Below are 23,562 nucleotides of genomic sequence, written 5' to 3'. Positions count from 1 at the left end.
ACACCTCAACTTATGGGATGAATAACAACCGCATTGTCGAATAAATCTTTCCCCCATGTATATAATGGAGTAGAAAAGTCAGACTCTTTGTGTATTGCCTGACCTTTTCTACTCAACCACTTATCGGCATAGATCCCTGGGAAGTTATCAATATAATAGTCACACTTATCTTCCCATCGACTAACAGACAGAGCTTTACCAAAATGTTGACATTTAAATAAGGTTAAGTATCTTTTTGAAGATATAGTAGGCTCTCTTGCATCATCGAGAATAAAATCAGCTCCAGATAAACTGCTCCATATAAATATTATGTCTCGACGCTCAGGACCAAAATATTTACGTCTGTTAAGCAATACTTCGCCCTCCTTTATATCGAGGGCATCATCATGTGTCATGTACGCATCGAATAATGGAACTCTAATATAATCTATTTTATTATAATCGAGTAAATCAAGCTCAGTGCGAATATTTCCAACCAAACGTTCGTCCGCATCCATATAGATTATCCACTGAGGTCTAAACAACTTGATTGCAAGATCATTCAGCAATTTTCTGTGAGCGGTCTCTTGTCCAGTCCGATTATTTTTATCCCATCTGTTATTTCTTATAATAGATGTAACCTTAGGGTGTTGCTGAAGAATTTCATAGGTATTATCTATACTACAGTCATCCAATACAATAATGGCATCACAAAAAACACTCACGTGCTCTAAAAAGTCTTTCATAATTAAAGATTCGTTTCTAACCCGAGTAATAACAATAACTTTTGGATTACTTACTCGGCCAAGATAATATTCATAACTATACATGTTACTCTATTCTCCAATTATGATTTATACCGACAGCACCTTCATATCGTTCTAAACCACGTTCATTTTTTGGAGTTGTAACGTCAAAGTGAGCAATATAGTCTATCCTATCATAGTGAAATGTCGCCAAATCATCCGTAACTGATATTGATATACTATATCTTCCACTCAAAAGTGGGAAATCTTTCATTTCTATAGAAACGTTTTTTGGAACTCGTTCTATTTTTAGTGAATCTCTCACTGTGCTAAACACAGAAACGATATTATCAGAAGAGTTTCTAATAATAACTCCGATGCCAATACTAGATGATATGTCAATGAGTTTTTCAATATCAAATGACAAATTAAGGCGAGATCCAGTGGCAACAACCCCATTTTCTATTATAAAATTTTTAATTTTAAGTTTCGGTGAATTTGGTGTCATAACTACAGCATGCTTATAATCACATTGAACTGTTGGCATGGTTTCTTTTAAATATTTTGTACACACATCCTTTGCTGAGGCGTCCATTTTAATCTTGCCATGCTCTAACCAAATCGCACGTGTACAGAAGTTCCTTACCATTGGGATTGAGTGACTTACAAAGAAGATCGGGATACCTGAGTCTCGAAGTTCTTTCATCTTGTTTATAGACTTTTCTTGAAATGCCATATCACCGACACTTAAAGCTTCATCCACGATCAATAAGTCAGGGGAGGAGTGCACAGCAATAGAAAATGCAAGCCTGGCAAACATACCTGATGAATATGTTTTAACAGGCATGTCTATAAAATCCAAAATTTCCGAAAAATTTATTATTTCTTGCTCTTTTTCGGCTATTTCCTTGCTACTCATACCGATAAGGGAACCGTTTAATGATATGTTTTCCCTGCCAGTATATTCAGGATTAAAACCGGCCCCTAACTCGAGCAAAGCTGCTATTTTCTTTGGCTTGGATACATTACCAGTAGATGCTTTCAATGTTCCACAAATAATCTGAAGCAAGGTTGACTTACCAGCACCATTCTTGCCGATAATACCAACAGTCTCACCCTTTGAAATTGAGAATGAGATGTTATCTAAGGCATGAAAAAACTCACTGCTCTTAACTGCTGATTTAATACCGAGATTAAAAAATATGCGCCGCCACGGGCTTCTACTAATATTGAATTTTTTACTAACATTCTCAACTTTTAGCATATTAAAAACTCACGTAAGATCGGCAAAATCTTCTTCCAATGCTTTGAATAAAAAGACACCCATAGCACATGCAAGTAGACTAAAAAAAGTAACCATCATAATGGAATTAAAATCAACATATGATTCAAGTACAATTTTACGGGCCCCTGAAATAATTGGCGACAGGGGGTTGTATTTTATAACACTCTCGAAGATGGGGCTAACCTTCTTAGCATCAAAGAAAACAGGAGATATAAACATCAATACAGGATTGATAAAGTTGGCAACATTGCCTAGATCTTTTATATAAGAACCAAGAGCAGAAAGTATTGTTGAAATTGCAAACCCAATAAAAAACAATGGAATTGCATATAAATATATCGATAGCCAGATAATATTTATCGTGCCAGCATCATATGCTCTATATAGCAAAACCAATGTCATATTTATAACCAAGATAAATAATGCACTAATCGTTGAAGACAATGGTATTGATAGTCTATTGAAAACAACCTTCTTAATTAAACTAGCGTTATTATTAATCAAATCAGATGATTTCCCAATCATCTCCGTCATAAAAAAATAAGGGGTTAGACCACAAAACAATGCAACAGTATAGTTGAATTCTAACCCATCGATATCCCACCGCGCCTTAAAAACATATTGAAAAACAGCAGAATATAACGCTAACAATAAAAGAGGGCTCAACACAACCCATGCAGGCCCCAATACACTACCTTTATATTTTGTTAGCAATTCCCTGCGACTAAATTCAAGCGAAAGCCTTAATAACTGCATCATCAAAAACCTTATTCAAAGCATTCTGCAAATGAAAAACCAACAGCTACTTTATCTTTTTCTGACAACATAGGAATAATCTCCCCCCAATTGATATTGATCTCTTTGTCATTCCAGAGGATGCTCCTTTCATTTTTAGGAGAGTAATAGTTTGTCGTTTTATATAAAAACTCAGCTGTCTCACTTATAGTGAAAAAACCATGTGCAAACCCTTCCGGGATCCACAACTGTCGTTTGTTTTCACCTGACAAGTGAACGCCAACCCACTGGCCGAAGCTCGGTGAGCTTTTGCGGATATCTACCGCCACATCAAACACTTCACCTGCAACACAACGCACCAGCTTGCCCTGGGCATGGGGAGGCAGTTGATAGTGCAACCCACGCAACACCCCTTTCGAGGATTTGGAATGATTATCCTGCACAAAGTTAACCGGATATCCTACCGCCTCTTCAAACAACTTGTGGTTGAAACTCTCAAAGAAAAAACCACGCTCATCACCAAATACTTTTGGTTCAAAAATAAGCACGTCAGGAATTGCTGTTTTGATTACGTTCATCTGTTTACCCACATTTGATCCAGTTTTTATGGGGGAACAACATTCCTCCCCCCATATCACATCAGGCGTTAGCAACCATTCTTAACAAATATTGGCCATATGCATTTTTCGCCAGCGGCGCTGCAAGCTCACGTATCTGGTCAGCACTGATAAACTTTTGGCGATAGGCGATCTCTTCAGGACACGCCACCTTCAATCCCTGGCGCGTCTCGATAGTCTGAATAAAGTTGCTCGCTTCTATCATGCTTTCATGGGTACCGGTATCCAGCCAGGCATAGCCACGCCCCATCATCGCCACCGACAGATTGCCTTGCTCCAGGTAGATACGGTTCACATCGGTGATTTCCAGCTCACCACGCGGTGACGGCTTCAGGCGCTTGGCAATCTCAACAACGCTGTTGTCGTAGAAATAGAGGCCGGTGACCGCATAGTTGCTCTTGGGCTCCAACGGCTTCTCTTCCAGCGAGATAGCGGTACCCTCTTTATCAAATTCCACCACCCCATAACGCTCGGGGTCATGCACATGGTAGGCAAAGACGGTAGCACCACTCTCTTTGGCCGCTGCCGCCGCCAACTGTTTCTGCAGGTCGTGGCCATAGAAGATGTTGTCCCCCAGCACCAGCGCACAGGGGTCTGACCCGATAAACTCTTCACCCAGAATAAAGGCTTGTGCCAACCCGTCCGGACTTGGCTGCACCTTGTACTGCAAATTCAGGCCCCACTGACTGCCGTCACCCAGCAATTGCTCAAAACGGGGGGTATCTAGCGGCGTGCTGATGATCAGAATATCGCGAATGCCCGCCAGCATCAGGGTGCTGAGCGGGTAGTAGATCATCGGCTTGTCATAGATAGGCAACAGTTGCTTGCTCACCGCCATGGTCACCGGATAGAGACGGGTGCCTGAGCCACCGGCCAGAATGATGCCTTTACGTTTGGTCATGATGCTTGTTTCTTATTTTTAAATTGCAAAAGAAAAAGGTGGCTTGCAGCTACACCTTTTACGTTTTATCTCTTGCCAGCCAGGGATGCACTCAACACATCCCTGACCAGGGATTTACTTGCTGAGGATCTCGGTCAACATCCGCTCCACGCCGACGGTCCAGTCCGGCAGTACCAGATCAAAGGTGCGCTGGAATTTGTCGGTATCAAGGCGGGAGTTATGGGGGCGTTTGGCAGGGGTCGGGAAGGCGCTGGTCGGCACTGCATTGAGTTGCGTGACCGCCAGATCAACGCCAGCCTCTCTGGCTTTGGCAAACACCAATTGGGCGTAGTCAAACCAGGTGGTGGTACCGGAGGCAATCAGATGGTACACCCCGGCAACCTCGGGTCTGCTCTGCGCCACGCGGATCGCATGGGCGGTGCAATCGGCCAGTAACTCGGCACCGGTCGGGGCGCCGAACTGGTCATTGATGACCGACATCTCGCTACGCTCTTTGCCAAAGCGCAGCATTGTCTTGGCAAAGTTGGCTCCACGGGCGGCGTAGACCCAGCTGGTGCGGAAGATCAGGTGACGAGCGCAGAGAGCCGCCCCCTGTTCCCCTGCCAACTTGGTTTCACCGTAGACGTTGAGCGGTGCAGTTGCATCGGTTTCCACCCAGGGACGCTCACCGCTGCCATCGAACACATAGTCGGTGGAGTAATGCACCAGCCAGGCACCCAATGCTTCCGCTTCTTTGGCGATCGCCGCCACACTGGTCGCGTTGAGCAGCTCGGCAAATTCCCGCTCACTCTCCGCCTTGTCGACTGCGGTGTGGGCTGCGGCGTTGACAATCACGTCCGGCTTGACCAGACGTACCGTGTCGGCCACCCCTGCCGGGTTGCTGAAATCGCCACAATAATCGGTGGAGTCAAAATCAACGGCAGTGATGCGGCCCAGCGGTGCGAGTGCACGCTGCAGCTCCCAACCGACCTGACCGTTTTTGCCAAACAGCAGAATATGCATCAGGCACGCTCCCCGTAATTCTGCTCAATCCAGGATTGGTAGGCACCGCTCTTGACGTTGTTGACCCACTGTTCGTTATCCAGATACCACTGCACAGTTTTGCGAATGCCAGATTCGAAAGTTTCTTGCGGCTGCCATGCGAGCTCACTGCTCATCTTGCTGGCATCGATGGCATAACGGCGATCATGGCCAGGGCGATCCGCCACATAGGTGATTTGCTCACGATAAGAGCCCGCCTTCGGCACCATCTCGTCCAGCAGATCGCAGATGGTGTGTACCACCTCCAGATTCTGCTTCTCGTTATGACCGCCGATGTTGTAGGTCTCCCCGACCAAGCCCGTGGTCACCACCTTGTAGAGCGCGCGTGCGTGGTCTTCCACATAGAGCCAATCGCGAATTTGGTCGCCCTTGCCATAGACCGGCAGCGGCTTACCATCCAACGCATTGAGGATCACCAACGGGATCAGTTTCTCGGGGAAATGGTACGGGCCGTAGTTGTTGGAGCAGTTGGTGACGATGGTGGGCATGCCGTAGGTACGGCGCCAGGCGCGCACCAGATGGTCACTGGAAGCCTTGGAGGCAGAATAGGGGCTGCTGGGGGCGTAGGGCGTCGTTTCAGTGAAGAGTGGCAAGGGTTCACCAGCAGACGCTTCATCCGGATGTGGCAGATCGCCATACACCTCGTCGGTGGAAATATGGTGGAAGCGGAAGGCCGTCTTGCGCGCCTCGTCCAGACCGTTCCAATAGGCGCGGGCCGCTTCCAGCATCATATAGGTGCCGACGATATTGGTCTCGATGAAGTCGGCGGGGCCTGTGATAGAGCGATCAACGTGACTCTCGGCGGCCAAGTGCATCACGGCATCCGGTTGATGGGTAGCAAACACCCGATCCAGTTCGACGCGGCTGCAGATGTCGACCTGCTCGAACGCGTAACGATCGCTGCCCGAGACCTCAGCCAGGGATTCCAGGTTGCCTGCATAGGTCAGCTTGTCGAGGTTGACAACTGAGTCTTGGGTATGCTGGATGATATGGCGAACAACGGCTGAACCGATAAAGCCGGCACCACCAGTCACAAGGATCTTCATTGAAAGGTTCCCGATTTCAAGATAACGAAATGACAAGACATTGTTTGACGCTTGCGTAGAAGATTTTCACGGTAGGTTTGCGAAGCGCCTACACTGATGACTAAATCGTCTAGCACACAGATATATCACTGAAACTAAGCTTGGTTAATTTTTCTGCATAATTTCTAGCGATACGACTTGTAAATAATTCTTATTTGATAAATTTGGTGGGGAGGGTAATTATGAAATAAGATGACATAGTTAACAAAGTGAAACGCTACCGCCCTTGAGTTACAGCTCCCAATATGCTGATTTTAACCTTCTTGTCCGTGCTGTTGGCCATCAGATCCTCCAGCTTCTTGTTTTGATTGATGTTTAACAATTCTTAAGCATTCCATTACCTTACTAGGCTGTCCGGAACCTACATTGCTCACATCTTGGGCTTTTTGCGCCCTAAACCCGATCGCGGGTCAGATTCTATCTTGTTTAACCCAAGAGTGAATAGTCAAAAGGTGCAAAAGGCACTCGATAGGGTAAGGATTCAACAGCATTCCTATTAACCTACTGACTTCAATGTCACCAGTATTTTTACTGATAATCCTCTAGTGACACCTTTCGATGAAGAATAGAAAAAATATGTCTGTCAGTGTGCTCTTATCACCTCATTCGTGGGCATCAGATTGTTAGGATAGCGCCAAGAGATCAAGAGTGTGCTCTTCTGTTGACTCATTAACGTACCTTACTGCCCCTCCACTGCGATCATAACGGTCGCATACTGCTGTCACCGTATGTAAATCGCTTCGTGTCACAGTGTTTTGACATCTTATTAAACACTCTATTGAGGAGTTCAGTCTGGGATGATTCAGTCCCGATACAGCGGGGTCAGGTAGGATCCGGATTGACTCTCCCTCTTGTTGACCCTCTAATTGACAGCCTGGACCCTCATCATCATGCATCTTATGAAAATCCTACTGGTTGAAGACGACAAGCTGCTCAATCACCACCTCTCCACCCTGTTGACCGAGGCCCAGAACCAGGTTTACAGCACGGACAATGCCCAGGTGGCGCTACACTACGCAGCCGACTACCCCATCGATGTCGCCATCATCGATCTGGGCCTGCCTGACATGGATGGCCTTCAGCTCATCACCCGCCTGCGCGAGCAGCAGATCCCCTTTCCCATCATTGTGCTGACGGCCAGAGGCAACTGGCAGGACAAGGTGGAAGGACTGGAGGCCGGGGCGGACGACTACCTGGTCAAACCCTTCCAGAAGGACGAGCTGCTGGCCCGCCTCAATGCACTGGTACGCCGCAGCGCCGGCTTCATCTCCCCCAGAGTGAAGGCGGGTGACTACGAGCTGGATCTCTCCCGCAAGGAGCTGACCATCGCCGGCGAGGTCACCGTGCTGACCAGTTTCGAATATCTGATCCTAGAATACCTGATGCGAAATGCCCGTCAGGTGGTCTCCAAACAGCAGTTGCTGGATCAGCTCTATGGGGATGGTGAAGGGGATCCCAACACCATTGAGGTGATGGTGAGCCGGCTTCGCAAAAAACTGGATCCGGAAGGGAGCATCCAGCCCATCTCCACCATCCGCCGCCAGGGCTACATCTTCAACCTCGCCTGTAGCTGATGCGCCTTGCCATGTTGCATCCCCTAACCCTGATCCGCCGCTCCCTGCACCTCAAGCTGATGCTGAGTGCCATGCTGGTCATCGCGCTCATCATGGCCTTCTCCGTCTACATCCTTTACCTCGGCCATGCCGAGGAGCAGGCCCAGAAAGCCAGTGTCCGCATGCAGGAGAACCTCTCCAAGCTGTTCTCGTCCAAGCAGCCGGAGCCCCACGCCATGACGGATCTTGGCAAGCTCACCCCGGATGCCATCGACCCCAATCTCGACACCCTGATCTGCCGCGCCGACGGGGCGCTGAGCTGGTCCAGCCTGCACATGCCGGAGGTGGTCTCCATCAAGGAAACCATCTGCCGGGATCTGATGAGATACCTGGGGGGACTGGATCAGGACTATTTCTTCAAGCTGCATACCATCAAGAACGGCGAGAGCTACTTCATCTACAGCCTGCGTTTCCTGCGCAATCATGGCGCCGGCCCCACCACCTACTACGTGGTGATGGTCGATTCCGCCCGGCGCTATCAGGCCCAGACCCGCGATTACCTCTACCGCTGCATTCGCCAGGCGCTGCTCGCCTACTGTCTGCTGGGCGCCCTGTTGCTGCTCACCAGTTTCTGGAGCCTCTCCTCCCTGCGCACCATGGCGCGCCAGATTGACGAGATCCGCGCCGGTACGCGAGAGGCACTGTCAAACGACTACGAGCGCGAGCTGACCCCCCTGACAAGCTCGGTCAACCAGTTGCTGGAGAACGAACGCCAGCAGACCCAGCGCTACCAGCACGCCCTCAACGATCTCGCCCACAGCCTGAAAACCCGGCTGGCGCTCATCCAGATCACCGCCCAGGAGCTCAAGCTCGGCCACGACATCCATGACAACATCAATGAACAGATCACCACCATGGATCAGATCATCCAGTACCAGTTACGTCGTGCCGTCACCGGGCGAAAGCGCCTCGCAAACAAGGGCACCGAACCGGTTCCCCTTATAGAGAAGCTGCTGGCCAGCCTCGCCAAGGTCTATCGCCACAAGAAGCTGCAGACCGGCTTCCAGTTTGACGACGATGTCTTCTTTCACGGCGAGCAGGGCGATCTGATGGAGCTGATGGGCAACCTGCTGGACAACGCCTGCAAGTTCGCCATCAGCGAGATCCGGGTTCATGTCCGCCACCGGGAGAGCGGCCTGCTCATCGTGGTGGAAGACGACGGCCCCGGCATCGATCCCGGCAAATCGCAGCAGATCTTCCAGCGCGGCGTGCGGGCTGACAGCTCCCCCGGCCAGGGGATTGGCCTCGCCGTGGTGACCGAAATCGTGCACAGCTACGGCGGCGAGATCCGGGTGGATGACTCCCCGCTCGGCGGCGCGAGATTCCACATCACCCTCCCCTGACAGCGCAGGAGCCAGTACCTGGCTCCTGCCGCATTCGGGCGTTGCCATCCCGGTGCTTTCCCTGTCTCACACCTCACTCCTTATGCTTCGACCAGGCCAAGCACATGGCAGCGGGGCTGACGAGCTTGCACCCCCATCAGAAGCTGACCTGCCGCTCCCCTCAGCCCCATGCTCGCGCAGAAACGACAGGCATAAAAAAACCGGCCGCGAGGGCCGGTAAAACAGTTCAGGCTTGTCAGGTGACAATGCGCACCCAGCGGATGAAGACCGGTTTCAATTCCCTATGAAGCCCCGTCCTCTTGAGTACGTAGGTTCACTTTACGCCCCGGTCACTGAATCGGGACTGAACCATGTTCACCCTGGCAAGGCTCAGAGACGGATCCCGAGCGACTGGCGCAGATAAGCCCCTGCCCCGAGCAGCCCCGGTCCTTCATGGGTGATAAGGAAGACCGGAATGTCTTTGAGATAAGGCTTGAAGCGCCCCTTGTCCTCGAAGGCGACCCGAAAGCCCGATCCGATGAAGAACTCCTGGAAGCGCGGCACGATGCCACCGGCGATGTAGACACCGCCGAAGGTGCCCATGTTGAGGGCCAGGTTGCCGGCAAAGCGGCCCATGAGCACGCAGAACAGGCTCAAGGTGCGGCGGCAATCGAGGCAATCCCCCGCCAGCGCACGCTCGGTGATGTCCTTGGGGGCAAAGGGTTCGGGCTCGCGGCCATCGGATTTGACCAGGCCGCGATAGAGATTGACGAGCCCGGGGCCCGAGAGGAAACGCTCCGCCGACACATGGCCCAGCTCGCCGCGCATCACCTGCAGCACCGCATCTTCCTCTTCCGTGTTGGCGGCGAAGTCCACGTGACCGCCCTCACCCGGCAGGCTCAGCCACTGCTCACCGGCCTGCACCAGGTGGGCGACGCCAAGGCCGGTACCTGCGCCATAGATGGCGATGGGCTTGCCGGCTACCGGAGCCGCGCCCCCGAGCTGGATGCGATCGCTCTCGCCGAGCACGGGCACCGCCATGGAGACGGCAGTGAAATCGTTGATCACCTGCAGGCGCGCAAGGCCGAGGTTGGCCTGCATCTCGCGGATGGAGAACTCCCAGCTGTGGTTGGTCATGGCGACCCAGTCACCGTTGATGGGGCAGGCGATGGCGATGCACGCCTCGCCCACGGTGGCATCGTGCTCTTCGAGATAGAGGCGCACCACGGCCTCAAGGCTGGGATAGGCCAGCCCCGAATAGGTTTTTGCCTGGGAAATGGCGCCCGTCGCCAGTTCGCAGAGGGCCAGCCGGGCATTGGTACCGCCAACGTCGCCCACCAGCGCATGGGTATGCTGCATAACAAACTCCTTCGTTACCGACTCGGGGCGGCCCTTACCGTCCCGACATTATTATTTGCCTGCAATACTACTCGAGCCCGCAGCCGAGCTGCGCGATTTATGCAGACAAGTGTGCACCCGCTCACAGTGTTGTTGCTTTGCAACATTTGTAAGCGTTTTCAAGACGCAAATGGAAGTTTGCAACTAAAAACACGAAATAATTAGACATGAGTCATACTTTGCAGGGCCGAGATTAGTTCCGATAAGCGCTTGTCTTGTATAGTCATCGCGGAGATTGGAAACCTGCTTGAGCTGTGAATTTAGTGCACAGACACTGAAGTTAAATTACAAAAATGCCTGGTGGTAATGATGAATACCCTCGATAAAATTACGAACAATCTGGAAAGTTTCAGTAAATCAGAGCGTAAGGTGGCTGAAGTGATCCTGGCCTCACCCCAAACCGCCATTCACTCCAGCATTGCTACCCTGGCCAAGCTGGCCGATGTGAGCGAACCGACCGTCAACCGTTTCTGCCGTCGCCTCGATACCAAGGGCTTTCCCGATTTCAAGCTGCACCTCGCCCAGAGCCTGGCCAACGGCACCCCCTATGTGAACCGCCACGTGGAAGCGGAAGACGGGCCCGACACCTACACCGCCAAGATCTTCGAGTCCACCATGGCCTGTCTCGATGCCGCCAAGAACAGCCTGGACATCTCCGCCATCAACCGCTGCGTCGACATCCTGACCCAGTCCAAGAAGATCAGTTTCTTTGGCCTGGGCGCCTCCTCCGCCGTCGCCCGGGATGCCCAGAACAAGTTCTTCCGCTTCAACATCCCCGTGGTGAGCTTCGATGACATCGTCATGATGCGCATGAGCTGCATCAACAGCAGTGAAGGGGACGTGGTGGTCCTCATCTCCCACACCGGCCGCACCAAGGCCCTGGTGGAAATTGCCGCGCTGGCCCGGGAAAACGATGCCACCGTCATCGGCATGACCGCCAAGGACTCTCCCCTGGCCCGCGAATGCAACCTGGTGCTCTCCATGGACGTGCCGGAAGACACCGACGTCTACATGCCCATGGCCTCGCGCATCGCCCAGCTCGCCCTGGTGGACGTGCTGGCCACCGGTTTCACCCTGCGCCGTGGCATGAAATTTCGCGAAAACCTGAAGAAAGTCAAAGAAGGTTTGCGCGAATCCCGCTTTGATACCCCGCACTCCTCCTGATCATTCGGGGGTCCGCCCCGACTGTCTATGCCAACGGGCTTGGTGTAGTATCGAAATTCAATCAAACAAGGCCACCCAGATGGCCTGCCAGTTGGCGCCATGCCACATGCTTGACGGGGCAGTATTTCAAGTCATATCAACTTCACATTGGAGTCTTTCATGCCAAGACGTACAAAGATTGTTACCACACTCGGTCCGGCGACCGATCGCGACGGCATTCTCGAGGGGATCATTCGCGCCGGTGCCGACATGGTGCGGATGAACTTCTCCCACGGCACTCCTGAAGATCATATCCAGCGCGCCAACCAGGTGCGTGACATCGCCGCCAAGCTGGGCCGCCACGTGGCCATCATGGGCGATCTGCAAGGCCCCAAGATCCGCGTCTCCACCTTCAAGGATGGCAAGATCTACCTCGCCATCGGTGACAAGTTCATTCTCGATGCCGCCCTCGGCAAGGGCGAAGGCTGCCAGGAACAGGTCGGCATCGACTACAAGAGCCTGCCGCAGGACGTGGTATCCGGTGACATCCTGCTGCTCGACGATGGCCGCGTGCAACTGAAGGTCGAGCAGGTCGAAGGCACCCGCATCCACACCACGGTGACCGTGGCCGGCCCTCTCTCCAACAACAAGGGCATCAACAAGAAAGGTGGCGGCCTCTCCGCCCCGGCCCTGACCGAGAAGGACAAGGAAGACATCAAGACCGCCGCCCGCATGAACGTGGACTACCTGGCGGTCTCATTCCCCCGCAGCGGCGATGATCTGCGCTACGCCCGCGAACTGGCCCGCGAAGCTGGCTCCAACGCCAAGATCGTGGCCAAGGTCGAGCGCGCCGAGACCGTCGCCAGCGACGAGGCGATGGAAGACATCATCCTCGGCTCCGATGCCGTCATGGTGGCCCGTGGTGACCTGGGTGTCGAAATCGGCGACCCCGAACTGGTGGGTGTGCAGAAGAAGCTCATTCGCCACTCCCGTCGCCTGAATCGCGTGGTCATCACCGCGACCCAGATGATGGAGTCCATGATCAACGCGCCGCTCCCGACCCGTGCCGAAGTCATGGACGTGGCCAACGCCGTGCTTGACGGTACCGATGCGGTGATGCTCTCCGCCGAGACCGCCGCCGGCCAGTTCCCCATTGAGACCGTGACCTCCATGGCCAGCGTCTGTGTGGGCGCCGAGAAGCACCCGAGCCTGAACGTCTCCAACCACCGCATGAACTACACCTTCACCTCGGTGGAAGAGGCGGTGGCCATGTCCACCATGTATGCGGCCAACCACCTGGAAGGGGTCAAGGCGATCGTGGCGCTGACCGAGTCGGGCACCACCCCGCTGCTGATGTCCCGCATCAGCTCCGGCCTGCCCATCTTCGCCATGTCTCCTCACAACAAGACCTTGGCCTGGGCCAACCTCTACCGCGGCGTCACCCCCGTGCTGTTTGATGGCGACGAAACCAAGCCGGTCTACGAGGTGTGCCGCGACGCGCTGGACGTGCTCAAGGCCAAGGGACTGCTGCAAAGCGGCGACATGGTATTGCTCACCCACGGCGACAAGATGGAGACCGTCGGCAGCACCAACACCTGCAAGGTGATGATGGTCGAGTAATCGCCCCTCCTCCCTGCAACAAAAACGGCTCCCGCGGGAGCCGTTTTTTATGGGATCTGCCCAGGTTCAACCGCGAAACAGCCCCACCTTGTCCCCATCCTGCAGGCTGCCGGCGCCGCGCACCACCACCTTGTCTCCCTGCTTGAGAGCGCCGCTCACCGCCACTTCCCGGCTGTCCCCAAAGAGCACGGTGACCGGCACCCGGTTCACCGTGAGCGCCTCGCCGCGCTGCTCCACCTGATAGACCACGCTTCCCTCGGTGCCGAGCACCAGGGCATCCCGTGGCAGCAGCATGGTGTGCTGCTCTCCCATCGGCAGCGCCACCCGCACTGGCGAGCCGATGATGAACGTGCCCGCTTCCGGCTTGAGGCGCAGCTCGATGAGCCGGGACTTGGGATCGGCGCTCGCCGCCCGCTGGTAATAGATGGCGTGGCTGCTGAGCTGCTCCCCTTCCACCCGCAACCGGGTCTGGGTGACCAGTTGCCGGGCCCAGGCGATAGGCGCACGCAACCGGATATCCGGCTGGTCCGGATTGACCAGCTCAAGCGCCTGTTCGCCCGCATCCACATGCTCCCCCGGCTGGATGAAGTGTTCATTCACCACTCCGTCAAACGGGGCAAAGATGCGGCTTCTGCGCAGCTGCTCCTCAATCTGGCGCACCTGCACCCGCGCCAGCTGCTCGGCCAGCTCAGCCTGCTCCACGTCATAGCGCGCCTTGTCATACTGGCTCTGGGAGGCACTCTTTTGCTGGTGCAAACGATCCAGGCGCTGGAACTCGGCGCGAGCGTAACGCAGGTTGCTCCCCTCTCTGGCTTGTTCCGCCCTCGCCTGCTCCAGCGAGAGGCGCAGAGTCGCGCTGTCCAGGCGCAGCAACTCGTCCCCCGCCTTCACCCGGCTGCCAAACTCGGCTATCCACTCCACCCGACCGCTCACTTCGGCGCTGAGCGCCGCCTGCTGGCGGCTCGCCACCGTGCCGCTGACCCAGATGCTGGCCCCCGCCTCTCCCTGGGCCACCTCCGCCAGCGTCACCATCTTGCTTTGTGCAAGCGCAGGCAGCCCGCCAGCCAGCAGCAGAGCCCCCACCACTATCCTTGTGAAACCTTGTGTCATCGATGAGCTCCTTGCTCAGGCACGCTGCCGAAGGGCGTGCGGTATGTCGGTCTGCTCCCCCAACCGCAGGAAGGCGGGCAACAGGATCAGGGTGAAGAGGGTGCTGCAACTCATGCCGCCGACGATGACGGTGGCCAGCCCCCGGTAGATTTCGCTCCCCTCGCTCGGACTCAGCATCAGGGGCAGCATACCGAAGATGCTGGTGAGGCTGGTCATGGCGATGGGACGCATCCGGCTTTGCAGAGCATCGGTGACTGCCGACTGTCGGCTCATCCCCTCCCGCTCGGCCATCCTGGTCTGGTGCACCAGCAGAATGGCGTTGTTGACCACCAACCCGAGCAGGATGACGAAGCCGATGATAGTGAGCAAGTCCATCGGCAGCGGCGCCACCAGACCGCTCAGGTGCAGCGCCAGCACGCCGCCTACGGTGGCGAGTGGCAAGGTGAGCAGCACCAGCACGGCATCCTTGAGGGAGGCGAAGACCCCCCACAGCAGAATGAGCAGTATCATCACGGCGAACAGGAAGATGCTGCCGAGGTTGCCGAGCGCCTGCTGCAGGCTGTCGGCATTGCCGGCGACCCGCAGCTCCCCCCCGGCCGGCAGCAACGGCCGGATGGCGGCAAAGCTCTTGTGCTGCAGGGTGTCGAGCACCTGCTCCATGCTCATTCCCGCCGGGGGCGAAATCTGCAGGCTGATGCTGCGCCGCCCATCGGATCGGAAGATGCTCTCAGGCCCGAGTTGCGGCTCAACCCGCAGCAGTTCCCCAAGGGGAACGATACGCCCGGACGGGGTAGCAAGCGGCACCGCCTTGAGCTCGTCCGGGTTGGCTGAGGCCTGCCCCATCAGCAGGATGTCGAGCCGCTCATCCCCGTCGAAATATTCGCCGACCCGCAGACCATCGCCGAAGGTCTGGATGATGGCGGGCATGGGGGAGCGATCCCAGCCCACCTCGGCCAGGCGCCTGTCCTGGGGCACCAGCCGAAGCTCGGGAGCGGTGAAATCGAGTCCAGGTTCTGGCCTGACCTGGGCGCCGGGCAAGTCCCGCTGCACTATGGTCATGCTCTCCCGGGCCGCCTGATAGAGTTCGGGCAGCCCACCCCCCTGGATCAGCAGGGAGATGCTGTTTTCACTGTCAAAACCGCCAAACAGGGACCCCTGACCGCCAAACACCCGGGTGTCGGGAATGCCCACCAGCAACTGCTTCATCAAGAGCTGCTCCAGCACCTTGATCTGGCTCTCCTCCTTTGGCCGCACCCCGATTTGGGCACCGCCCGGGTAGCGCAGGATGTAGTAGTTCTTGAGGACAGGCTCCTTCTCCCCTTTCATATAAGGGTCGAGGCGGGCAATCAGGGTATCGATCACCTCCTCCCGCTGGGCCTTGAGATTGACCCCGGGGGTGAAACTCATCCAGACATCGATGGCGTCCCGCTTCACATCCGGCAGGTAGTTCATCTTGGGCAACATCAACCAGCTCGCCAGCACAGGCCCCGTCATCATCAGGACGATGATGGCCCAGCGCCTGGGGGCGGTGGCAGTCCAGCGGATCACATGGCGGGTGGCGCGGCACCACAGGCGCTCAAAGGGATCAATCAGCCGCTCGTGCCCCATCCAGCGCGCCGCCACCGCAGGCAACACCGTGACCGCCACCACCATGGAGACGGTCACCGCGCAGGCGATGGTGAGCGCAAGATCGGCAAACAACTGCCCTTCCACGTCGTTGAGCAGGAGCACCGGCAGGAAGATGGCGACCGTGGTCAGGGTGGACGCCACCAGAGCGGTCCACACCCGGCGGGTGCCCTCCAGCGCCGCCTCTCCCTTGCTGATGTCACCCCGCTCATGGCGCCGGTAGATGCTCTCCAGCACCACGATGGCGGCGTCGAGCACCATGCCGACCGCAAACGCAATGCCCGCCAGGGAGATGATATTGAGGGTCCGCCCCATCACCTTGAGCAGGCAGAAGGTGAGCATGATGCTGATGGGGATGGCGATCGCGATCATCAGGGTCGCCTTGAGCTGGCGAAGAAAGACCCAGAGGATGGCGCAGGAGAGCAGCACCCCGAGCCCCAGGTTGGCGGTCACCATGCTCACCGCCCGGTTGATGTAGAGGGAAGCGTCAAACGACTGCTCCATGTGCAGGCCGACCGGCTCCAGCACCTCCCGGTTGAGCTCCCCGACCTTGGTCTTGATCCCCTCGAGCGCCGCCAGGGCATTGGCACCGCTCTCTTTGAAGATCTGCGCCGCGATGGCGGTGTTGCCGTTCTGGATGCGCAGCACCGGGTTCTCCTCCCGGGCCACTCTGATCTCGGCAACGTCCCGCAGATAGATGGGCAGGCCGTCACGCCAGTCCACCACCTTGTCCCCCAGGGCCGCCACGTCATAGCGACCGGCAAAGCGCAGCTTGTACTCCCAGCGTCCGATGTCGAGGGTGCCGGCCGACACATCCCAGCCCGTCGTTGCCCGGCTGGCAAGCACTGGGATCTCCACCCCCAGCTCGGCGGCGCGGTAAGGGTCGAAACGGATCTGGATCTGGCGCTCGTTGATCCCCTCGATGTCGACCGTGGACACCCCGGGGATCCGCTCCAGCTCGGGCTTGACCCTCGCCTCGATCAGCGCCTGGTGATCGTCTATCTCCCCCTTGGCGCCGGGCAGTTGCTGGATGAAGAAGAAGGTCAGGGTGTCGTTGCTGCTGTAGTTGTTGACGTAAGGACCGCCGATGTTGTCCGGCAGCCCCGAGACCCGGTTCAGGCGGGAGATGACGTCAAGCTGGGCCCGCTGCATGTCGGTGCCGAGGGCAAACTCCATGTCGATTTCGGTGAAGCCGGGGTAGCTGTTGCTGCTGAGGCTCTTGAGCCCCTGTACCCCCTGCATCTCCTGCTCGATGGGATCGGTTATCTCCGACTCCATCTCCTGGGGCGAGGCCGAACGCCAGTCCACCGTGATGTTGAGGTGAGGACGGTCTATGTCGGGAAACAGCTGGACGGGCAGTCCACGGATGCTGAGCAGGCCCAGCAAAAAAATCAGCACGACCGAGACCGCCACCCAGATGGGGCGTTCGATCGCCGTTTTGGCGAGGTTCATTCACTCTTCCTGAGTTGTTGTTATCGGCCATTCCGATGGCCTTGCTTCCTGCCCCAAGGGTGGGGGCCATTGCATTAAACTGGAATTAATCGACCTTGTAAATGCCTGGTTAAACAACAAAAAACCGGCCACTAGGGCCGGTTGTCGGTTTACGCTCGGGGTCAGGCTGCATGCTCGACCGGGTTCGGTTGAGACAATCCTTCCAGCTCGCCAGGAGCGAAGTTGTCCACCTGGATCGCCTCGTAGCGCAAGGCATCGGCGGCCAGCAGCTTGTCCGCCTCCTCCTTGCCGAGGATGGACTGGGACAGGGCGGCAGCCACCAGCTCAGGCAGCGCCAGCTTGCGGGGCAGTCTGCCCTCTTTCTGGGCCTGCACCAGCTTCTTCTCGATGGGCTGCACCGAGACCATGGCCTGGAAGGCACGCTCCATCAGCCCCACCGGATCCGCCTCGTCCTTGCCTACATAACAGAGCGCGGTCAGACGATCCCGGAACTCGCCCGGCGTCATCATGGCCAGGCAGATGGCGTGGCAGCGATCGTCCGCCGGCATCTTGTAACCGACGCCGAACGGGAACACCACCCGCTTGAGTACGGCACCCACCACCTTGTTCGGGAAGTTCTGGAAGAAGCCCTCGAACGCCTTGCCAATCAGGTAGAGGTTGCGCTCCACCGCGTACTGCACGAACGGCAGGTCAGAGACCATGCGGCCCTGATCCTCGTAATGCTTGAGGGTGGCGGAGGCCAGGTAGAGGTGGCTCAGCACGTCACCCAGACGGGCGGAGATCATCTCCTTGCGCTTGAGATCGCCACCCAGCATCAGCATGGAGACGTCGGCGCACAGGGCCAGCCCTTTACTCATGCGGGAGAGTTGCTTGTAGTAGCGGGCGGTTTCGCCGGCCACCGGGGCACTGTTGAACTGACCCAGGGTCAGCCCCTGGAACAGGGCACCGAAGAAGTTGCCGGTACCGAAGGCGATGTGTTTCATCAACAGGGCGTCAAACTTCTCGAGACCGCGCTCCACATCGGTGTCGGCCGCCGCTTCCAGCTCGGCAAACACATACGGATGGCAGCGGGTGGCCCCTTGCCCGAAGATCATCAGGTTGCGGGTCAGGATGTTGGCCCCTTCCACCGTGATGGCCACCGGAATGCCCATGTAGGCGTAGCCGGTGTAGTTTTTCGGGCCCAGCTGGATGGCGCGACCGGCATGGATGTCCATGGAGTCATCCATCACCTGGCGGGCCATCTCGGTCATGTGGTACTTGGAAATCGCGGTGACGATGGCCGGTGCCTGACCCAAATCCAGGGAACCTGCGGTCATGCGACGAGCGCCTTCGAGCTGATAGGTGAGGCCGCCAATGCGGGCCAGCGCTTCCTGCACCCCTTCAAACTTGCCGATGGACATGCCGAACTGCTTGCGCACGTAGGAGTAGGCGCCCACGGTGCGGCTCGCCATGTGACCACAGGCGGTACCCAGAGCAGGCAGCGAGATGCCGCGACCGGCGGAGAGGCACTCCACCAGCATGCGCCAGCCACGGCCGGCGTAATCCGGGCCACCGATGATCCAGTCGAGCGGAATGAACACATCCTTGCCGAAGGTCGGGCCGTTCAGGAACGCCAGCCCCATGGGGTAGTGGCGATCGCCGACGCGCACGCCAGGGTGACTGGTCGGGATCAGCGCACAGGTGATGCCGATCTCTTCCTTGTCACCCAGCAGTTTTTCCGGGTCATAGAGCTTGAACGCCAGCCCCAGCACGGTGGCACGCGGCGCCAGGGTGATGTAGCGCTTGTTCCAGTTCAGGCGAATGCCCAGCACCTCTTCACCCTTGTGCATCCCCTTGCAGACGATCCCCTTGTCCGGGATGGCACCCGCATCGGAGCCCGCTTCCGGCCCGGTCAGGGCGAAGCAGGGTACCTCCTTGCCGTTGGCCAGCCCCGGCAGCCAGAAATCTTTCTGGGCCTGGGTGCCGTAATGCATCAGCAACTCGCCCGGTCCGAGGGAGTTGGGCACCATGACGGTGACCGCGACGCTCAGGCTCTTGGTGGCGATACGGGTGACGATGGTGGAGTTGGCAATCGCCGAGAACTCGCGGCCGCCGTAGGATTTCGGGATGATCAGGGAGAAGAAGCCTTCTTTCTTCAGATAGTCCCACACCGGCTCCGGCAGGTCCTTGGTCTCGTTGACGATCTTGAAGTCGTCCACCATGGCGAGCAGGGTTTCGACCTGGTTGTCGATAAAGGCCTGCTCTTCTGCGCTCAGCTCGGCCTTGCCGTAGCCGTGCAGTTTCTTCCAGTCCGGGTTGCCGCGAAACAGCTCCCCGTCCCACCAGACGGAGCCGGCCTCCATGGCCTCCCGCTCGGTGGCCGACAGGGGCGGCAGTATCTTCTTGAAGATGCCGAACACGGGGCGGGTCACCACCTTTTTACGGATGGCGGGGACACCGAGCACCACGGCTATCGCCAGCACCAGCAGGACAAGCAATGTGATCATACCGAAGTTCCTTCTATTTCACTGTTTCCGTTGATTATTGTTAGGTGTTACACGGCCAGGGAGAGCCTGGTCGACTCCACGGGCGCCCCGACACCGGACGCCAGATAAGGAATGACGTTGCGCACCAGCCCTTCCACATCGAGCTGCTGGCCAAAATCGGCCTGGGCGATGTCACGCAGGGCATCCGCAGAGGCCATGGTGAAGACGACGGTGCCCAGGGTGAAGTGCAGGCGCCAGAAGAGATCCGCTGGCGACAAATCCGGATTGGCCTTGGAGATGGCCTGGGTGATCCCGTGCAGGGTCGCCCCATAATGGGTGGTAATAAAGCGTCGCAGGTGGCCCTGACTGTCGATATAGCCGCGCCCCAGCAACTGCATGAAGAGCGCCGGGCCATTCGCCCTGACGGCCGACAGTTTCATCAGGGGTTCGACAAAGCTCTCGAACACCTGCAACAGGGTCAGCTGATCCTGCGCCATCAACGTCTGCAACCGCTCGTCCAGTGCCGGCATGAAGAGGCTCAGATAACGGTCGAGCACCGCCTGGATAAGCTCCTTCTTGGAGCCGAAGTGATAATTGACCGAAGCCAGGTTCACATCGGCCTCGCTGGTGATCAGACGCAACGAGGTATCGGCGAACCCCCGCTCGGCAAACAGCACCTCGGCGGCGTCGAGAATACGGTTCTTGGTATCGATTTTACTCACTGGACACCTCACTTAAACGAATGTTTAAAAAGTACGTTTCACGCCCACCCATGTCAAGAGAATGTGAACAAGTGTTGGCTAAATGTTTTTAATCAAAAAAGAGGGAAGATGGCGGGAACTTCGCGGCGAGACGGCACTCTATATCTATGCCACTGCAATTAAACATTAAGTCTCGCCCAACCTGCGTCATGCTAGTTGGGCATTTTTTTGCCCTGCCGTCACCCGATGCGCCGACAGAGAACCAAAAAAAACCGTCGCAGGGGCGACGGCGGGGAAAACGGGTCTGACCATCCAGTGTCGACCCATCGATGGGTGTTCAGGCTTGCATCGATGTCGCCATCCTCGCAGTGAAACGTCATCAGACTTTGTCAGCACAGACCCAAATTGTGACAAAGTATGGCAACCAGCCACATGGCCCGGCTTCGCCAATCTTGCTATGCTGTCGCCTCATGCCAGAGGGGAGAGAAGATGAAGTATACGGTCGATACCCACACGCACACCGTCGCCAGCACCCACGCCTACAGCACCATTCACGATTACCTGCCCATCGCCAAAACCAAGGGGATCAAGCTGTTCGCCACCACGGACCATGGCCCGGACATGGCAGATGCCCCGCATTACTGGCATTTCGTCAATCTGCACGTGTTGCCCAGGGTCGTGGACGGGGTCGGCATCCTGCGCGGCATCGAAGCCAACATCAAGAACATCGACGGTGAAATAGACTTCCCCGAGCGCTACGAATCGCGGCTCGACATGATCATGGCGGGCTTTCACGAACCGGTGTTCCCCCCCTGCGATCAGGCGACCCACACCCAGGCCATGATCAACGCCATTCGAAGTGGTCGGGTCGACATGATAAGCCACCCCGGCAATCCCGCCTTCCCCATCGATATTCAGGCGGTGGTCAAGGCAGCGGCAGAGTATCGAGTGGCACTGGAGGTCAACAACTCCTCGTTCAGTCACTCCCGTGCAGGTAGTGAAAGCAACTGCCGCGCCATCGTCGAGGCGGCGCGCGATCTGGGTGCCTACCTCACTTTCGGCTCCGACTCCCACGTGGCATTCAGCCTCGGCGACTTTGATCACTGCCATCGGCTGGTCACCGAAGCCAACTTCCCACATGAGCGGATCCTGGCCCGCTCCCCCCGCGCACTGCTCGATTTTCTCGAGAGCCGCGGCCGTGCTCACATCCCGGAGTTCATTGACCTCTGATATGCCTTAACATCATGAGCCAACTCATAAAATCGAGTTGGCTCAATTGACTTGTCCGGCTTTTTTCACGACTCTGAACATCAGGCCGCCGGTATAGCTCAGTTGGTAGAGCAGCGCATTCGTAATGCGAAGGTCGTAGGTTCGACTCCTATTACCGGCACCAAATAAAACAAAAAGTTAGCTTCATTACGAGGCTACCCCTTTGTGCTTTTGGGCTTGGGGTACCACATCTAGCAAACAGCAGGAACATAACTGTATCCACTTACCTAGCCACTGGCAGAGGTCCTCCCAGCGGGAGTTGTAACAGGGGCTCAGGTGCTCTTGGCGCATCATCCAATCGGCGGACCCCGTGCCTTGACTGGCCAAGCCTACGCGTCCCAATCCCTTGGCTTTGATCTGGTCCATCACAGCCATCAGCGCATCAGATTGAGCGGAGGACGGAGCAAACAGATCGGCCTGTTGCTGCCCCTTGGGAGTGAACTCACTCAGCATGACCCCTCCTTTCTGATAACGGTAACCGTCGCGCCAAATCTGCGGTAGCAACACGCCCACTTGTTGCAGCAACAACGGGGTGTCATCGCTAGGGCTGACTAGCCGAACGCCGGCCTGCTCACTGTAGTAAGGCGCTCGTTCGTCAAACGGGCTGGTTCGCACTAACAGGTGCACCCGCTGGCAACACATCCCCTCGGCACGCAGCTTATCGGCTGCGCGAGCCATAAATTCTGACAACGCTTGAACCATTTCCCTGCGGTCAGTCACGCGTGTCCCAAAGGAACGGATCGAGAGGATCTACTGCTTCGCCACCGGTTCAACGGTCAGCTCTGCGCAAGGCAAACCACGCAGCTCCTGTACGATCTGCTCGATCACCACGCAGTATTGGGCGCGTAACCCCTTGGCATCGTTAGCCACAAAGTCAGCCACGTTGTTAATGTCTTGTGCCACCACTTGGCCCCCAAGCGCAGCGCGTCACACAAGTCAACGACGCCGCCAGTTGCAGGCGACTTCTTGGCTGCATAGTTGGCTAGCCTGGAAGGGTTGGCCCTTTATGCTGTTTGTGGATGAGCGAGACGGTGGGGCGTCAACGAGCGCAGTCAGCTGTCTCATTGATAACCGGCTTGCAATTGAGACGGTCCAACTGGTGCAGCGAGCCGTATTGGGCCACCAGTCAGTCTATGGCCATCTGGGCGCAGGCTGTTCTGCTGGGCTTATTTTCAGGTATTGCATAACGAGCGGTGAGCCGGCCGCCGAGCAGTGCTATCCGGTAGCAACTTGGGATGTGCGTGAGCGACGTCCCTATATCCCTACCGTGAATGAGGAAAGGCACGCTTTGCCCAGTGATGGCCATTTCACACCACCGATTTACTTTCAAAATGGTGGGTCACAGCGCCCGCCTCCGGGTGCGTATTCCGGCGAAGTTGAACAGCCATTCCGGCCAACGTGAACACCCTGATCCTTAACGCGCTCACGTCACCCCGTTTCTAACTCGAGTGTTC

The 23,562-nt window shown here is 56.4% G+C and carries 19 protein-coding genes, 1 tRNA gene and 1 pseudogene; 6 read left to right on the top strand and 15 right to left on the bottom strand.

The window, feature by feature from the left end; genetic code table 11:
• Positions 1–5 precede the first annotated feature (5 nt).
• From AB5Y50_RS16230 to rfbB, 7 genes are all read right to left on the bottom strand, one after another.
• Positions 6–809, bottom strand: a complete 804-nt coding sequence (locus AB5Y50_RS16230) for a glycosyltransferase family 2 protein (protein WP_210557134.1) — start codon at positions 807–809, stop codon at positions 6–8.
• Between the two features lies 1 nt (position 810).
• Positions 811–1,989: an ABC transporter ATP-binding protein gene (locus AB5Y50_RS16225; RefSeq protein WP_113978057.1), complete on the bottom strand. Its 1,179-nt coding sequence runs from the start codon at positions 1,987–1,989 to the stop codon at positions 811–813.
• A gap of 9 nt (positions 1,990–1,998) precedes the next feature.
• The gene (locus AB5Y50_RS16220) at positions 1,999–2,769 is read right to left on the bottom strand and encodes an ABC transporter permease (protein ID WP_201445123.1); all 771 of its coding nucleotides are present in this window, start codon (positions 2,767–2,769) and stop codon (positions 1,999–2,001) included.
• 8 nt (positions 2,770–2,777) lie between these two features.
• Positions 2,778–3,323 (bottom strand): dTDP-4-dehydrorhamnose 3,5-epimerase, encoded by a 546-nt coding sequence (gene rfbC, locus AB5Y50_RS16215; protein ID WP_210557138.1) that lies wholly within the window; start codon positions 3,321–3,323, stop codon positions 2,778–2,780.
• Between the two features lie 61 nt (positions 3,324–3,384).
• On the bottom strand, positions 3,385–4,263 hold the full coding sequence (rfbA, locus tag AB5Y50_RS16210; RefSeq protein ID WP_113736193.1) for a glucose-1-phosphate thymidylyltransferase RfbA: 879 nt from the start codon (positions 4,261–4,263) through the stop codon (positions 3,385–3,387).
• A 114-nt stretch (positions 4,264–4,377) separates the two neighbouring features.
• Entirely contained in the window at positions 4,378–5,265 is an 888-nt protein-coding gene (rfbD, locus tag AB5Y50_RS16205) for a dTDP-4-dehydrorhamnose reductase (RefSeq protein WP_368163083.1), read from the bottom strand.
• Positions 5,265–6,350: a dTDP-glucose 4,6-dehydratase gene (gene rfbB, locus AB5Y50_RS16200; RefSeq protein WP_042877774.1), complete on the bottom strand. Its 1,086-nt coding sequence runs from the start codon at positions 6,348–6,350 to the stop codon at positions 5,265–5,267. Before rfbB ends, rfbD begins: the two co-directional genes overlap by 1 nt.
• Before the next feature lie 938 nt (positions 6,351–7,288).
• Between rfbB and AB5Y50_RS16195 the strand changes: the two genes are divergently transcribed.
• Positions 7,289–7,963, top strand: a complete 675-nt coding sequence (locus AB5Y50_RS16195) for a response regulator (RefSeq protein WP_041207018.1) — start codon at positions 7,289–7,291, stop codon at positions 7,961–7,963.
• Complete coding sequence (locus AB5Y50_RS16190; RefSeq protein WP_368163082.1) at positions 7,963–9,345, top strand: ATP-binding protein; 1,383 nt, start codon at positions 7,963–7,965, stop codon at positions 9,343–9,345. Before AB5Y50_RS16195 ends, AB5Y50_RS16190 begins: the two co-directional genes overlap by 1 nt.
• A 369-nt stretch (positions 9,346–9,714) precedes the next feature.
• Here the strand turns inward: AB5Y50_RS16190 and glk are convergent, their stop codons facing one another.
• Positions 9,715–10,683, bottom strand: coding sequence for a glucokinase (gene glk, locus AB5Y50_RS16185; protein ID WP_113725162.1), 969 nt, complete (start codon positions 10,681–10,683; stop codon positions 9,715–9,717).
• Positions 10,684–11,031: 348 nt separating this feature from the next.
• Here glk and AB5Y50_RS16180 point away from each other — a divergent pair, with 348 nt between their 5' ends.
• Positions 11,032–11,886 carry a MurR/RpiR family transcriptional regulator gene (locus AB5Y50_RS16180; protein ID WP_029314760.1) on the top strand — a complete coding sequence of 285 codons (855 nt, stop codon included), beginning with the start codon at positions 11,032–11,034 and terminating at the stop codon, positions 11,884–11,886.
• 159 nt (positions 11,887–12,045) lie between these two features.
• Positions 12,046–13,485, top strand: a complete 1,440-nt coding sequence (gene pyk, locus AB5Y50_RS16175; protein ID WP_005324189.1) for a pyruvate kinase — start codon at positions 12,046–12,048, stop codon at positions 13,483–13,485.
• A 66-nt stretch (positions 13,486–13,551) separates the two neighbouring features.
• Here the strand turns inward: pyk and AB5Y50_RS16170 are convergent, their stop codons facing one another.
• The 4 genes from AB5Y50_RS16170 to AB5Y50_RS16155 all read right to left on the bottom strand — a co-directional run bounded on the left by AB5Y50_RS16170 (position 13,552) and on the right by AB5Y50_RS16155 (position 20,860).
• A complete protein-coding gene (locus AB5Y50_RS16170; protein ID WP_368163081.1) occupies positions 13,552–14,595 on the bottom strand; it encodes an efflux RND transporter periplasmic adaptor subunit in 1,044 nt (347 codons plus the stop codon).
• A gap of 15 nt (positions 14,596–14,610) precedes the next feature.
• A complete protein-coding gene (locus AB5Y50_RS16165; RefSeq protein ID WP_368163080.1) occupies positions 14,611–17,673 on the bottom strand; it encodes an efflux RND transporter permease subunit in 3,063 nt (1,020 codons plus the stop codon).
• Between the two features lie 161 nt (positions 17,674–17,834).
• A complete protein-coding gene (locus tag AB5Y50_RS16160) occupies positions 17,835–20,159 on the bottom strand; it encodes an acyl-CoA dehydrogenase (protein ID WP_041213197.1) in 2,325 nt (774 codons plus the stop codon).
• Between the two features lie 47 nt (positions 20,160–20,206).
• On the bottom strand, positions 20,207–20,860 hold the full coding sequence (locus AB5Y50_RS16155; RefSeq protein ID WP_102948662.1) for a TetR/AcrR family transcriptional regulator: 654 nt from the start codon (positions 20,858–20,860) through the stop codon (positions 20,207–20,209).
• A 468-nt stretch (positions 20,861–21,328) separates the two neighbouring features.
• On the opposite strand from AB5Y50_RS16155, the gene AB5Y50_RS16150 reads away from it, so the two are divergent.
• Both AB5Y50_RS16150 and AB5Y50_RS16145 read left to right on the top strand, forming a co-directional pair.
• Positions 21,329–22,069, top strand: a complete 741-nt coding sequence (locus AB5Y50_RS16150; RefSeq protein ID WP_010675345.1) for a phosphatase — start codon at positions 21,329–21,331, stop codon at positions 22,067–22,069.
• 87 nt (positions 22,070–22,156) lie between these two features.
• A tRNA-Thr gene (locus tag AB5Y50_RS16145) sits at positions 22,157–22,232 on the top strand.
• Between the two features lie 23 nt (positions 22,233–22,255).
• Here the strand turns inward: AB5Y50_RS16145 and AB5Y50_RS16140 are convergent.
• The 3 genes and pseudogenes from AB5Y50_RS16140 to AB5Y50_RS16130 all read right to left on the bottom strand — a co-directional run bounded on the left by AB5Y50_RS16140 (position 22,256) and on the right by AB5Y50_RS16130 (position 23,011).
• Complete coding sequence (locus AB5Y50_RS16140; RefSeq protein ID WP_227656713.1) at positions 22,256–22,561, bottom strand: DUF4113 domain-containing protein; 306 nt, start codon at positions 22,559–22,561, stop codon at positions 22,256–22,258.
• Between the two features lie 15 nt (positions 22,562–22,576).
• Positions 22,577–22,810: pseudogene (locus tag AB5Y50_RS16135) on the bottom strand (protein UmuC); the annotation flags it as partial.
• 48 nt (positions 22,811–22,858) lie between these two features.
• Positions 22,859–23,011: a hypothetical protein gene (locus AB5Y50_RS16130; RefSeq protein ID WP_223925048.1), complete on the bottom strand. Its 153-nt coding sequence runs from the start codon at positions 23,009–23,011 to the stop codon at positions 22,859–22,861.
• Positions 23,012–23,562 lie beyond the last annotated feature (551 nt).

The sequence above is a fragment of the Aeromonas sp. s6 genome, assembly GCF_040907815.1.
Classification (GTDB): domain Bacteria; phylum Pseudomonadota; class Gammaproteobacteria; order Enterobacterales; family Aeromonadaceae; genus Aeromonas; species Aeromonas caviae.
This window is presented reverse-complemented; position numbering and strand designations above follow the sequence as displayed.